Genomic DNA, 13,799 nt, shown 5'->3' with positions numbered 1-13,799 from the left:
CGTGGAAAACATTCCCTTCACGTCAAGATAAATATGCTACGCTAGGAAAGCTCATTTTTGAGAAACTGTCAGATTTCGTCTATTTATCCCGACTTTATAGAGAAAGGGTTGGTCCCCATCGAACACCATCTTCACAGTACGTACAGTCTCCCGCTCGTCCTCCTCTCCATCGCCGTCGCGGTCTTCTCCGCCTATGTCTCCCTTACGATCAGCAGTCGTCTGAGATATGCCGCGCGTGTCTCACGGATCCGTTGTGTTCTAGCCGGCGCACTCAGTCTCGGGCTCGGCATTTGGGCGATGCATTTCATCGGGATGCTGGCGTTTCATATGGAGACGCCCGTCACTTATCATATTGGCATCGTCATCGCATCAATCGTTCCGGCCGTCATCGCATCCGGATTTGCATTCTACATGGTCAGCCGTCCATCGTCCCGTCCGCGCAATCTCGTCATCAGTGCCCTCTTCATCAGCATCGGGATCGTCTCGATGCACTACGTCGGCATGGAAGCGATGCAGATGAACGCGGTGCTCTCGTATGACCCGTTCTTGTGGGTGTTATCGGCACTCGTCGCCTTCGTCGCCTCGCTCGTCGGATTATATTTGCTGTTCTCACTTCCAGACGTCTCGCGCTTCCACTGGCGAAAACTGGTCAGCTCGCTGTTGATTGGTCTTGCTGTGGCGGGGATGCACTATATCGGCATGTCGGCCGCCGTGTTCACCCCAGTCGCGACCGATTCTGAGTTCACCGGACAATCGATGGACAATACGCTCCTCGCCTATTGGATCGCCGGCAGCGTCATGACGCTGTTTTGGCTCATCATCATCTCGATTCGAAACGAGAAATTGCTCGAGGCCCAGTCAAAAGAATCCGAAACGAAATTTCAGTCCGTCATCGAGTCGGCGAACGATGCCATCATCGTCGCGGACGCCGAGCGTCGCATCGTTCAATGGAACAAAGGTGCGGAGCGACTGTTCGGTCACCTCGCTGCAGATGTGCTCGGACATTCGATCACCCTCATCATGCCGGAACGGTTTCAAGAAGCACATGAACGCGGAATGAAACGGTATCACGAGACACGCGAGGCGAACGTCATCGGTCGCACCGTCGAACTCGTCGGGTTACGGAAGGACGGGACCGAGTTCCCGCTCGAGATGTCACTCGGCACATGGGAGACGGAGAAAGGGTTGTTCTTCAGCAGCATCATCCGGGATATTAGTGAACGCAAACGAGTCGAGGCCCAAATCAACGACCTCGTCTATTTGGACCCGCTCACCGGGCTCCCGAACCGTCGCTTGTTCAGTGACCGTCTCGACGCCCTTCTCGGTCAGACACACCGAAACACGTTCGCGTTGTTTTATATCGATTTGGACAACTTCAAAGTGATCAATGACCGGTTCGGCCACTCCGTCGGAGACCAGTTTTTAAAACAAGTGACCACTCGTATCGAATCGATTCTCGGAAAACACGACACGCTCGCCCGCCTCGGCGGTGACGAGTTCATCATCCTGTCCCCCGAGACGACGAGTAACCTGGCCGCCCATCGTGCACAGGAACTCGTCAACGTCTTACACCCGCCGTTCGAGCTTGAACACGAAGAGTTGTTCACGGGCGCGTCCATCGGCATCAGCTTGCACCCGTCAGACGGGAAGACGGCAGAAGAGTTAATCAAAAATGCCGACATCGCCATGTATCGGGCCAAGGCAGATGGGAAAAATGGTTACCAGTTCTTCACAGACGAATTAAACGAATCGGTGTCACGACGCTCGAACTTGTCGATCGCGCTCCGTAAAGGAATCGGCCGTGGCGAGTTTTCGGTCCATTACCAACCACAGATCCATTTGGAGTCGGGAGAAATCATCGGAGTCGAGGCGCTCGTCCGTTGGAATCATCCGGAACTCGGCATCATCTCTCCGGGTGAGTTCATCCCGATCGCAGAAGAGACCGGCACGATCCATCGTCTCGGTGAGTTCGTCTTGAACGAGGCGTGTCGTCAAAATAAAGCTTGGCAAGACGCCGACATCTCCCCGTTTCGTGTCGCCGTCAACATTTCAGCCGTCCAGTTCGCGCAAAAAGACTTGCCCGAGGTCGTCAGCCGCGCCCTCGACGCGTCTCGACTTGATGCGAAGTATTTAGAGCTCGAATTGACCGAGAGCGTCATCCAAAGTGCGGACCGGGCCATCGAGACGATGCACGAACTCGTCGCCCTCGGCGTCCACCTGTCGATTGACGACTTCGGGACCGGGTACTCGTCGCTCAGCTATTTGAAGCTGTTCCCGATTGACACGCTGAAAATCGACCAGCACTTCACGAAGAACATCGAGACCGACACGAAAGATGCCGCCCTCGTCAAGACGATCATTCGGATGGCCCATGAACTGGATTTGAATGTGATTGCCGAAGGCGTCGAGACCGAACATCAAGTCGCCTTTTTGAAAGCCGAATCCTGTAACCAGGCGCAAGGCTATTATTACAACCGACCGCTGCCGGCAGACGAAATCGAATCGTTCTTCCATCAAGTCAAATCAGTGTCTCATCCCTAAATATCGTTCGACTCCCAGGTTTCGGGAGTCTTTTTTTATGAAAAAAAGAATAAAATTCCGCGATTATACTTGAAAATCGAATTTAATTTGATATTATGATGGAGAGATGGAAAAAAATTCGATTTTGAGGTGACGATATGCAAATCGGTTTGATTGGATTAGGCAAGATGGGATACAATTTGGCGCTCAACTTGAGCGATCATGGTCACAAGGTCATCGGGACGGACGTCGGGGATGTCAAAACGGACGCGTTCGAGATTGTGCCGACACTTGAAGACGTCGTTGCTAAGCTCGAGACGCCACGCGTCGTCTGGGCGATGGTACCAGCCGGGGACATTACCGAGGCCGTCCTCGCGGAACTCCTCGAGAAACTCGAACCGGGTGACATCGTCATCGACGGCGGGAACTCGAACTACAAACTGTCGGTCGCTCGCGCCGAACAGTTCGCCGAGAAGCAGATCGCTTTCTTCGACTGCGGGACGAGCGGCGGTACGGACGGTGCCCGTAACGGGGCCTGCACGATGGTCGGCGGTGACGCTGACGCGTGGCCGACGATTGAACCAATCTTCAAAGATCTCTCGGTCGAGAACGGCTACTTGTATACGGGACCGGCCGGCAGCGGCCACTTCTTGAAGATGATTCATAACGGCATCGAGTACGGCATGATGCAGGCGATCGCCGAAGGGTTCGACATCTTGGAGAAGAGCCCGTTCGATTACGATTACGAACAGGTCGCCCGCGTCTGGAACCATGGATCGGTCGTCCGCTCATGGCTCATGGAGTTGACGGAGAACGCGTTCTCGAAAGACGCGAAACTCGATGACATCCGCGGTGTCATGCATTCCTCAGGGGAAGGAAAGTGGACGGTCGAGACGGCACTCGAGCTACAGGCGGCGGCCCCGGTCATCGCCATGTCACTCATCATGCGCTATCGCTCGCTCGAGGACGACACGTTCTCGGGGAAAGTCGTCGCGGCGCTCCGCAACGAGTTCGGGGGCCACGCGGTCGTGAAAAAATAACGGCAAGGAAAAGGTCAGGGGTGGCCTTTTCCTTTGGTAATATTTGTAAACGGTTACACATAAGGTAAAGGGGGAAATACATATGTCGGGTTCGACACTCATTTTAATTGCGGTCGCAGGGATTTTCTTGCTCTTATTCTTGGTCATGCGGACGAAGCTTCACGCGTTCGTCTCGCTGCTCCTTGTCAGTCTGCTCGTCGGGATCGCGGCCGGGATGCCACTCGGGGACGTCATCGCCTCGATCCAGAACGGGATGGGCGGAACGCTCGGCTTCGTCGCCGTCGTCGTCGGTCTCGGGGCCATGTTCGGGAAGATGTTAGAAGTGTCGGGTGGCGCGGAACGCCTCGCCCAGACGCTCGTCAATAAGTTCGGGGAAGACAAGGCGCAATGGGCGCTCGCCATCACCGGCTTCATCGTCGCCGTGCCGGTCTTCTTCGACGTCGGTTTCATCATCCTCGTCCCGATCGTCTACGGCCTCGCCAAAAAGACGGGACGCTCGCTCCTCTACTACGGGATCCCGCTCCTCGCGGGTCTCGCCGTCACGCACAGTTTCATCCCGCCGACACCAGGGCCGATTGCCGTCGCCAACTTGATCGGTGCCGAGCTCGGCTGGGTCATCTTGTTCGGTGTCATCGCCGGGATTCCGGCCGCGATTTTGGCCGGACCGGTTTTCGGGAAGTATATCGCGAACAAGATTCAAGTCAACATCCCGGACTATATGGAGTTCGAAGAGATCGACACGTCGAAAGAGTTGCCGAGCTTCAAGATGATTGTCTCGCTCATCTCGATCCCGCTTGTGTTGATTCTCGCCAACACGTTGTCTGCCGTCTTATTAGAAGAAGGCAACAGCGTCCGCACGTTCTTCACGTTCATGGGTCACCCGTTCGTCGCCTTGACACTCGCCACCCTCCTCACGTTCATCTTCCTCGGCACACGCCGTGGGTATACGCGGGACGAAGTGCAAGAAATTGCGACGAAAGCGCTCGAACCGGCCGGGATTATCATTCTCGTCACCGGTGCCGGTGGCGTGTTCAAACAAGTGTTGATCGACTCGGGTGTCGGTGACGTGCTCGGGGAAATGATGGCCGGGTCACCGCTTCCAGCCATCGTACTCGCCTTCTTGATCGCGACCGTCGTCCGCGTCGCCCAAGGCTCGGCGACCGTCTCGATGGTCACGGCGGCAGGACTCATCACGCCGCTTCTCGAAATCCAGAATATCACCGGTGCCGCGCTCGGCCTCATCGTTATCGCGATCGCCTCAGGGGCGACCGTCTTGTCTCACGTCAACGACTCAGGGTTCTGGCTCGTCAACCGCTACTTCGGGTTGGATGTGAAAGACACGCTCAAGTCGTGGACCGTCATGGAAACGATTATCGGATTGACCGGCTTCGCGGTCGTCTTCTTGATCAGCCTATTCATTATTTAAGTAAGGAAGTGATGTGTGTGTACACGATTGGCGTCGATATCGGGACGACGAGCACGAAAGCCGTCCTGTTCCATAACCAGCAACAACTCGCGGTACATAACGTGTTGTATCCGCTCCTCACCCCGGACACGGAGACGGCCGAGCAAGACCCGGTCGTCATCTACGGGGCCGTGCTCGAGGCGATCTCGGCCGTCCGCGCGAAAGTCGACGGGCCGATTCGGTTCGCTTCATTCAGTTCGGCGATGCATAGCTTGATCGCGCTCGATGCGTCAGGTCGTCCGCTCACCCACAGCATCACGTGGGCCGATAGCCGGGCGAATCCGTATACGCAAGAGATCAAACGCGAGTTCGATGCGAGCGCGCTCCATATGCGCACCGGCACACCGGTCCATCCGATGGCGCCGCTGTCGAAGCTGCGTTGGCTAAAAGCCGAGCATCCGGACGTGTTTACTCGGGCCGTGAAATTCGTTTCAATCAAGGAGTACGTCTTCTATCGCCTGACCGGACGTTTCGTCATCGACCACTCGATCGCCTCGGCGACAGGGCTGTTCAATTTGAAGAACTGCGACTGGGATGCGGAGGCGCTTGAAGTTGCCGGGGTCACGCCGGAGCAATTGTCCGAGCTCGTACCGACGACGGAGATTCTCTCGCTCAAACCGGACGTCACCGAGACGCTCGGCTGGGACTTCCCGCTCGTCATCGGGGCGAGCGACGGGGTGTTATCGAACCTCGGGGTCGGGGCGTTCGAGCAAGGTGTCGTCGCCGTCACGATCGGGACGAGCGGTGCCATCCGCACGGTCGTCCGGGAGCCGGTCGAAGACCCGAAAGGCCGTATCTTCTGTTACGCCTTGACCGACAAGCATTGGGTCATCGGCGGACCGGTCAATAACGGCGGCATCATCTTGCGCTGGCTCCGCGACGAGTTCGCAGCGAGCGAGGTCGAGACGGCGAAACGGCTCGGAATGGACGCCTATGACGTATTAACGCGTATCGCCGAGACGGTCAAGCCGGGATCGGACGGTCTGTTGTTCCATCCGTACTTGATGGGGGAACGGGCCCCGCTCTGGGACTCAAACGCACGTGGTTCGTTCTTCGGCTTGAGCATTCATCATAAGCGCGAGCACTTCATCCGATCGGTGTTAGAAGGCGTCATCTTCAACTTGTATACGGTCATGCTGGCGCTCGACGAGTTGACGGGCGCGCCGAACCGGATTCACGCGACAGGCGGTTTCGCCCAGTCGAGCCTGTGGCGCCAAATGATGGCCGATATTTTCGATACGCCGGTCGTCGTGCCGGAGAGCCATGAGAGCTCGTGTTTAGGGGCGGTCATGCTCGGCGAGTATGCGTTCGGCGACATCGACGACTTCACGGCCGTGCCGCAAGTGACGCACGAGCATGCTCCGAATCACGAGGCGACGACGATTTACCGGGAGTTGCTCCCGATCTATATCCGGCTCTCCCGTCATCTCGCGGAAGAGTATGAAGCGATTTCCGCGTTCCAGCGGAAGCATGTATGAAAAAAGCCGAGTCCTTTAAGGGCTCGGTTTTTTGATGGATTCAGTTGGAGGTGCTAGAGTCTATTCATCGTCAGCGTACAATCATGCAAATGAATAACTAGATTGTTAAAGGATATTTTATTACATATATGGAAAATATATAGTGGTTTGAAGTTGTCAACGTCAACGTTTACCTGAGAAGCGCTTATTTTCATTGTTATTAAAGAGAGGAGGGCGTAATCAGATGGCCATTGCAATCGGATATATCATTGCAGGTATAGGTGCGTTTGTGGCTTATTGGTTTAGTACGGGCGAATCGATAAAAACAAAACTTAAAATATGGGGCATCGCTATGATGCTTCCCATTTCACCCGCCTTAGCATTTTCAGTCGGACTCTCCTATGCCATCAGTGTCGAAAATGGTTGGGCCGGATTAATCATGTGGCTTATCTTCCCCATTATTTTCTTAATCGGACTCACGCTGTTGTTAGTTGGCATTTTCAAAAAAGAAAAGGAAGTCGTTTGAGGGATGCAACCAAAGTATCTTACAAGACATAGATCAAATTGAAGGGGGAAAGAAATTGAATAAAGTGTTTTTAATTATAATGAACATTATAACGGGATTGGTTGTTACCGCTCTCACTATTTTGGCTCTTGGAATAAGTGGCATGGCAGAAGGGCCTCAACCTGCGTCCAGCTACTATTGGTTACTGTTATTCGGGGTATGGTTTATAGGTTTAGTCATCCAGTTGAAAAAATCAACTAGAGTCATCGGCTTAGTCATCACCTTTCTTCCCATCCTCTACTTTGTATCTCTTTTTGTATTTGAATTTTTATAACTTTTGGTCTATCACCAGAACGTGGAGTTAATCGAACGTTACGGTAATGGATCATTTTTTATATCCTTTCGTACGTCACCATGACGAATTGCCCGGACGCCCGTTGACTCGTCAATTTCAACTTCGTCTCTTTCGTTCCTTCCGGGAACAGCGGGATGCCTTCCCCTAATACGACCGGGGCGATGGCGATCTCATAGCGGTCAATCAAGTTATGCGCCATCGCCGCCTTGATGACCTCACCACCTCCGACGATCCAAATGTCTCCGTCGACGTCTTGCTTCAACCGTTCGATGAGCTGTTCAATCGGTTCATCGGTGAACGTGACGTGCTCGGCCTCCCGGTCCGGGCTCCGCGTCAAAATATAGTTCGGAATCTTGTCGTACGGGTAACCGTCCGGCTCAAGCACGAGCACTTCCTCGTACGTCTTCCGTCCCATGATGACCGCACCGACCGTCTTAAAGAAGTCAGCGTAACCGTTGTCCCCTTCCCCTTCAATCGCGAACAACCAATCGAGTTGGTCGTTCGTACGGGCAATCTTTCCATCCAAACTCGTCGCGATATATAAGACGACGTTTGCCATAATGAACTCCTCCTTGATTCGTGATACATTCAGCTTAATCGATAAAAACGACAAAACTTGACGGGAATGGATGAAATGAAAAAACGACATTTGCAGTTGATTCGACTATTGAATCGGGGTCGACGGTTCACCGCGGACGAACTCGCCCATGAGACGGGTGCCTCGGTCCGGACGATTCAACGCGACATGCTGACACTTGAAGAACTCGGCTATCCGATTTGGAGTGTACCCGGCACGGGCGGTGGCTATGAGATGTTGCCGAACCGCTTGTTACCGCCGCTCCAGCTCCGCGAACAAGAAGCGGTCGCGCTCTATCTTACCCTCAAATGGATGGAACAGATACCGGACGTACCGTTCGGCGATATGCGCGATACGCTGTCCGACTGGTACGTGAACGAATTGCCGCACGACCTTGAGACAAAAATCGCTCGGCTTGAAAAGAACATCCTTTGGCTCGGGAATAAGACCGTCCCGCCTGCCCCGTTCACGAAAGAAATCTTTCAAGCAGTCGAGCAACGACAGAACATCGAGATGACATATGCGACGACGAAAGGCAGCCGCACGTTCACCGTTGCGCCGGTCGGGATGGCACTCCTCAATTTAAAATGGTATGTGTATGGCCTCTCGGATTACGGGCTGCGCCAATATCGCATCGATCGGATTGAAGCGATGCGCATGCTCGATGAGACGTTCGAAGCGGACGATTTGGAGACGCTTCTCGAGGCAAGTGACGAACGAATCGGTGTGACTGTTCGTCTCGAGATCACCACGCTCGGTCGACGTCTACTTGAAGACGTATTACCCGATATCGCTGAAAAGAATGAGTGGATTGTGCCGGAGGCCGAGCTTCCGTTCTTGTCTCGGCAATTGCTCGCAGCTGGGGCGGAAGTCGAGGTTGTTGAGCCACTTGAATTGCGGGAGATGATGCGAACGCAGGCACACAAGTTGTGGGATTTTTATAAATGAAAATGGACTCATACCAACAAAGGTGTGAGTCCATTTATGAGTAGTGGTATCGACATTGTAAAATTTCTACATATTGATTTGTAACTCGATAAACGAGTCTGTGCTCTGAATCAATTCTACGACTATAGAAACCTTGTAGGTTCCCTTTTAATGCTTCTGGTTTACCAACTCCATTCAAATTTCCGTTTCTTCTAACATCCTCGATTAACAAATTGATTCGCTTCAATTTCTTTTTATCTTCTTTTTGCCAATACAAATAATCTTCCCACCCATTATCAGTGAATAATAAAGATTTACTCATTCATTAATTCTCTTTCCGTTGCATCATTATTTTCAATCTGTTTAATGGATTCTAATAGCCGCTCCGCATTTTTCGGGCTTCTTAACAAATAAATGGTTTCCATTAAACTTTCGTATTCTTGTTCTGACATAATGACGGCATTCTCACTATTCTTTCGTGAGATGACAATCGCTTCACTATTTTCGTGAACTTGATCTAATACTTTTTTGAAGTTTTTTCGTGCATCACTATAGGTAATTGTAGACATTATAACCCCTCCTTTCATGTTCTAATTGTACTTTTTTTTGTACAATAAAACAACTTACCAATACTACTCAAATATGAACAAATAAATAAGCTGTTTTCTAATATGTACTCTTAAAATGAATAAAAAGATAATCCCTTTGACTCATATTACGAATGTAATTTAATGGTAAAATCGATGTGAGCTATCATACGAAAGGAGTCTTGTTATGAATTATAAACTATCATTCTCCACGCTATTCGTCTCAATCAGTGTCATCTCGCTATTCGCCATCATGGTGTATCTCAACGTTTCGACGCTAGAGTTGAACGAGACGGTCGGTTCAGGTCTGTTCTATCTAAAAGGCTACTATGAAGAAGGCAATATGATCGTCACCGAGCAAGGCATCGGCGTCATCACGTTGCCGCTCGCGATTGGACTTGTCCTGTCGACACTGTTCAAAGGTGTCCAGTTTTATCGTACTCCGTCCACTATGGACTAACTTTCTCAACTCGTACAAAGAGCCCAACCATAACGGTTGAGCTCTCTTTTTTAATTCGCTTGGTCCATCTCTTTATGCATTTTAATCAACTCATTCTTGTACAAATCCGAGCGTCCCCCAAAGATGGCCTGAATGTTGTTTTTCACTTTCACGACCCCGGCTGCCCCGAGTGCCTTCAACTCGTCCTCATCGATTTGTGACACGTCTTTCAATTCGACACGGAGACGTGTGAAACAGGCATCGATGTCGATGATGTTGTCACGGCCACCGAGCGCCTCTTGAATGGCAAGTGCCGTCGTTTGGATTGATGTCTTTTCTGATTTCTTTTCATTGTAGTCTTTGCGGGTAAACAGTTTCGTCTCTTGTCCCCCTCGACCCGGCGTCGCCAAGTTCCACTTTTTAATCGCGAACGTGAAGATGCCGTAATAGACGAGGAAGAATCCGGCACCGACGACGAGGTTCATCCACCAGCGCGGCGTCCCTGGCAACACATTCACCAAAACATAGTCAATCAATCCCGAGCCACCGGCCCAGCCGATCTGGGCGTCAAGAGCGTACATGAGCGCAAACGACACCCCTGTCAACATACTGTGAACGACGTAAAGAAGTGGTGCAATGAATAAGAACGTGAACTCGATCGGTTCGGTGATTCCAGTCAAGAACGCCGTCCCTGCCGCTGCGAGTAAGAGACCACGCACGACGGGACGCTTGTCCGGATCGGCCTGACGATACATGGCGAACGCCGCTCCAAGGAGACCGAACATGACGATCGGGAACTTGCCGGCCATGAAGCGTCCGGCCGTCACGTCGACACCTTCTGCGATTTGGGCGAGGAAAATGTATTGGTCCCCGCTCACAATCGAACCGCCGACCGTCGCCGTACCGCCGAGTGACGTCCATAAGAACGGTGCGTACCAGATGTGATGCAACCCGGTCGGAATCAACAGCCTCTCGAGCATCCCATATAGTCCGACGTAGGCCGGATTCGTCGCGTCACTCGCGATGACGTTCGCCATCGCCGTGAGACCGGTCTGAATCGGAGGCCAGATGAGCATCATAAAGAAACCGAGTAAAATCGAGAAAAATACCATGACAATCCCGACCGAACGATCTCCGGCGAAAAAGCCGAGCATCTCTGGCGGGTTGAACGTATGGAACTTCTTATACACCCAGACGGCGAGTAGTCCCACCGCGATCCCGCCGAGCACGCCCGTCTCGAGTGACGGGATACCGAGCAGCATGCCGTATTCCCCGCTCTCAGCCGCCATCTCCGCAGTGATTCCGAGCGCAATCGAAATTGTCGTGTTCATGATGACATATCCGACGAGCGCTGCGAGTGCCGCAATCCCTGACCCACCGGATAGTCCGACCGCGACGCCGATTGCAAAGATGATCGGCAAGTTGGCGAAAATGCTCAATCCGATTTGAAGCATCCCGGCACTGATCGCTTCGACCGTCCCGTTCTGTAAAAATGTCCAACTTTCCGCGAGCGGACCTGTTAGCGCCGCGCCGAGACCAAGCAAAATCCCCGCCGCCGGCAAGAGCGCCACCGGCACCATGAGCGCTTTCCCGAACTTTTGAAATACTCCGAACCATTGACTCATTTGATTCACTCCTCATGTGTAAGCGTTATCAATTCACAAAACGAACAAAGGGGAATGAATCCCCTTCGTCTTTAGCGTGCGACCGTTTCCCGTTGTTTGAGGGTCGGCCAATAGTTCTCGTTCTCGTTGATCAAATCGTCAAGGATTTGACGGGCGACCGGCGCATCGACGACAGTCCGATTGAGCGTGAGTGCCTGAAGTGCCTTCTCGTAGCTATTCTCGAAATAGGCGTCGACGACGAGTTGTTCGTAAGCGAGCTGTCCTTCAATCATCCCTTTATAGAAGCGCGGAATGTGTCCGACCGCGAACGGCTTTGGTCCACGATTCGTGAGCATCGCCGGTACTTCTACCATCGCATCATCCGGCAAGTTGGCGATGATGCCGTCGTTTTTCACCATGACGATGAAGATATCGCCATTATTGTAGGCGAGTGACGCCGCAACACGGATCATGTAGCAGCCGTGGATATCGACTTCAAGATGAACGTTCTCGAGCGAGTCGTCAGCTATGATTTGATCACACATCGAGAAGACGCGCTGCTGACGACCATTGATGACTTGACGGGCCCGCGTATTCGACACGTCTTCCTTCTCTGCCATGTCGGACGGGTACAAATAGTACTGAAGATACGTGTTCGGCAAGTATTCCGGGAAGTCGGTGAGCATTTTCTCGACTTGCTTGAACGTCTTGATCCAAGATGGGTCGTTGGCGATCTCCGAATCTTCTGGGATGAACCCATCCTCCAAGATGGCGCGCTTGATGTCTTCCGTCAACTCGTTGCCTTCTTTGTCATAGATGCCTGTAAACCAGCCGAAGTGGTTGAGTCCGAAGTATTCCGGCACGAGGTCCCAAATCTCTTTGCCAAGAATTTTCGCGTAACTGACCATGATCGCCGCTGGCATGTCACAAATATTCAAAATCTTTTTGTCATTCGGGTAGGCACGCTTCAACGCCTCGGCGACGATTGCGGCCGGATTCGTATAGTTCAAGATCCAGCCTTCCGGTGAGCCTTGGCGGATGTCTGCGACGAGATCGATCATGTCCCCAATCGAACGCATCCCGTACGACATCCCGCCCGGTCCACACGTCTCTTGTCCAACCACGCCGTGACGGAGCGGAATCTGTTCATCTTTCTCGCGCATCTCCAGACCACCTGTCCGAATTTGGACAAAGAAGAAATCTTTGTCGCGGAAGGCGTACTCTTTGTCCGTGGTGTACTCGAACAGCTCGAGCTCCGGGTAATGCTCACGCAAGATGATTTCAGTCGCTTTGGCGACACGCTCCTGGCGTTCACCATCCGTATCGTAAAACGTGATTGAACGTAGTGGGAAGTGAGCCTTCTCTTCGATCAAGCTCATAATCATACCGATTGTGTACGTGCTGCCGCCACCGACGACGACAAGGCGTTGTCCTTGTTTCATTTGTGCGTTCCCCTTTCAAATACATATCTCATTGATTACAATACAAATTTAATACATATTATTTTGAACGTCAACACTATTTTTGAAAACGTTTTACTTTGTGTATACTAGAAGTATGAAATCAGGTCGAAATCGGAGGATCAGTCATGAAAGCAAAATCACCACTCTACCAACAAGTCGCCCACCAAATGCGCACGTTCATCGAATCCGGCACGTGGGCGCCCGGTGAGGCGATCCCGACCGAGGCTCAACTCGTCGAAGAGTTCGGCGTCAGCCGAGTCACTGTCCGCCAGGCGGTCAAATTGCTCCAAGAGGAAGGACTGTTATGGAAACGACAAGGCAGCGGCACGTACGTCCAGTCTGAAAAAATTGAACACAATATGTACGAACTGAAAAGCTTCACCGAAGACATGAAACGAGAAGGGAAAGACGTGACGAATAAAGTGCTCACGTTCACGCTGCAGCCCCCGAGCGAGAAAGTGCGAGAGGCGCTTGAACTTGAAGAAGGCGAGCTCGTCTTTTACGTGAGACGCCAACGGTTCGCAGACGGTGAACCACTCATCGTCGAAGACACGTACCTCCCGCTCAAATTGTTCCCTGACTTGACGTACGAAGTGATGACGAAATCAAAGTACGCCTATATCGAAGACGTGAAACAATTAAAAATTGCGGACAGCGTCCAAGAGTTCATTCCGGTGCTTCCGACCAAAGATATCGCCGAGATGCTCGGCGTGAGTGAACGAACGCCTGTACTCAAAGTGCAACTCTATTCGTTCCTCATGGATGGCAGTCGCTTCGAGTTCACAGAGACGTATTTCAAGAGTGAAGAATATCGCTTTATCATCCGCGCGGGGCGGAGGCATTAAAAAAGGACCTGTGAA

Annotated in this window: 14 protein-coding genes; 9 read left to right on the top strand and 5 right to left on the bottom strand. The window is 52.3% G+C overall.

Features of this window, described 5'->3' with window-relative positions; genetic code table 11:
• Positions 1-108 precede the first annotated feature (108 nt).
• The 6 genes from EVJ34_RS10595 to EVJ34_RS10570 all read left to right on the top strand — a co-directional run bounded on the left by EVJ34_RS10595 (position 109) and on the right by EVJ34_RS10570 (position 7,321).
• The gene (locus EVJ34_RS10595; protein ID WP_255417524.1) at positions 109-2,541 is read left to right on the top strand and encodes a bifunctional diguanylate cyclase/phosphodiesterase; all 2,433 of its coding nucleotides are present in this window, start codon (positions 109-111) and stop codon (positions 2,539-2,541) included.
• A gap of 137 nt (positions 2,542-2,678) precedes the next feature.
• Entirely contained in the window at positions 2,679-3,560 is an 882-nt protein-coding gene (gnd, locus tag EVJ34_RS10590) for a phosphogluconate dehydrogenase (NAD(+)-dependent, decarboxylating) (RefSeq protein ID WP_131485591.1), read from the top strand.
• An 82-nt stretch (positions 3,561-3,642) separates the two neighbouring features.
• On the top strand, positions 3,643-4,986 hold the full coding sequence (locus EVJ34_RS10585; protein ID WP_131485590.1) for a GntT/GntP/DsdX family permease: 1,344 nt from the start codon (positions 3,643-3,645) through the stop codon (positions 4,984-4,986).
• Between the two features lie 17 nt (positions 4,987-5,003).
• On the top strand, positions 5,004-6,503 hold the full coding sequence (gntK, locus tag EVJ34_RS10580; RefSeq protein WP_131485589.1) for a gluconokinase: 1,500 nt from the start codon (positions 5,004-5,006) through the stop codon (positions 6,501-6,503).
• A gap of 223 nt (positions 6,504-6,726) precedes the next feature.
• Positions 6,727-7,008, top strand: a complete 282-nt coding sequence (locus tag EVJ34_RS10575) for a hypothetical protein (protein WP_131485588.1) — start codon at positions 6,727-6,729, stop codon at positions 7,006-7,008.
• A 55-nt stretch (positions 7,009-7,063) separates the two neighbouring features.
• A complete protein-coding gene (locus EVJ34_RS10570; protein WP_131485587.1) occupies positions 7,064-7,321 on the top strand; it encodes a hypothetical protein in 258 nt (85 codons plus the stop codon).
• Between the two features lie 58 nt (positions 7,322-7,379).
• On the opposite strand, the gene EVJ34_RS10565 is transcribed toward EVJ34_RS10570, so the two are convergent.
• Entirely contained in the window at positions 7,380-7,901 is a 522-nt protein-coding gene (locus tag EVJ34_RS10565; RefSeq protein ID WP_131485586.1) for a dihydrofolate reductase family protein, read from the bottom strand.
• 75 nt (positions 7,902-7,976) lie between these two features.
• On the opposite strand from EVJ34_RS10565, the gene EVJ34_RS10560 reads away from it, so the two are divergent.
• Complete coding sequence (locus tag EVJ34_RS10560) at positions 7,977-8,867, top strand: helix-turn-helix transcriptional regulator (protein WP_236636689.1); 891 nt, start codon at positions 7,977-7,979, stop codon at positions 8,865-8,867.
• A 34-nt stretch (positions 8,868-8,901) separates the two neighbouring features.
• Here EVJ34_RS10560 and EVJ34_RS10555 read toward each other — a convergent pair whose 3' ends face one another.
• Together EVJ34_RS10555 and EVJ34_RS10550 are read right to left on the bottom strand one after the other, a co-directional pair.
• Entirely contained in the window at positions 8,902-9,168 is a 267-nt protein-coding gene (locus EVJ34_RS10555; RefSeq protein WP_131436251.1) for a Txe/YoeB family addiction module toxin, read from the bottom strand.
• Positions 9,161-9,415, bottom strand: coding sequence for a type II toxin-antitoxin system Phd/YefM family antitoxin (locus EVJ34_RS10550; RefSeq protein ID WP_131436253.1), 255 nt, complete (start codon positions 9,413-9,415; stop codon positions 9,161-9,163). The genes EVJ34_RS10555 and EVJ34_RS10550 overlap by 8 nt, the downstream gene beginning before the upstream one ends.
• A gap of 205 nt (positions 9,416-9,620) precedes the next feature.
• On the opposite strand from EVJ34_RS10550, the gene EVJ34_RS10545 reads away from it, so the two are divergent.
• Positions 9,621-9,893, top strand: a complete 273-nt coding sequence (locus tag EVJ34_RS10545) for a hypothetical protein (RefSeq protein ID WP_131485584.1) — start codon at positions 9,621-9,623, stop codon at positions 9,891-9,893.
• A gap of 50 nt (positions 9,894-9,943) precedes the next feature.
• Here EVJ34_RS10545 and EVJ34_RS10540 read toward each other — a convergent pair whose 3' ends face one another.
• Both EVJ34_RS10540 and EVJ34_RS10535 read right to left on the bottom strand, forming a co-directional pair.
• Positions 9,944-11,497: a PTS transporter subunit EIIC gene (locus EVJ34_RS10540; RefSeq protein WP_131485583.1), complete on the bottom strand. Its 1,554-nt coding sequence runs from the start codon at positions 11,495-11,497 to the stop codon at positions 9,944-9,946.
• A 71-nt stretch (positions 11,498-11,568) separates the two neighbouring features.
• Complete coding sequence (locus EVJ34_RS10535; RefSeq protein ID WP_131485582.1) at positions 11,569-12,918, bottom strand: 6-phospho-alpha-glucosidase; 1,350 nt, start codon at positions 12,916-12,918, stop codon at positions 11,569-11,571.
• A gap of 146 nt (positions 12,919-13,064) precedes the next feature.
• Between EVJ34_RS10535 and EVJ34_RS10530 the strand changes: the two genes are divergently transcribed.
• The gene (locus EVJ34_RS10530; RefSeq protein WP_131485581.1) at positions 13,065-13,784 is read left to right on the top strand and encodes a GntR family transcriptional regulator; all 720 of its coding nucleotides are present in this window, start codon (positions 13,065-13,067) and stop codon (positions 13,782-13,784) included.
• The last annotated feature ends 15 nt before the right edge of the window (positions 13,785-13,799 follow it).

The sequence above is a fragment of the Exiguobacterium sp. SL-9 genome (genome assembly GCF_004336985.1).
GTDB lineage: Bacteria > Bacillota > Bacilli > Exiguobacteriales > Exiguobacteriaceae > Exiguobacterium.
The sequence above is the reverse complement of the archived record's forward strand: the minus strand, read 5'-3'. Positions and strand labels throughout refer to the sequence as shown.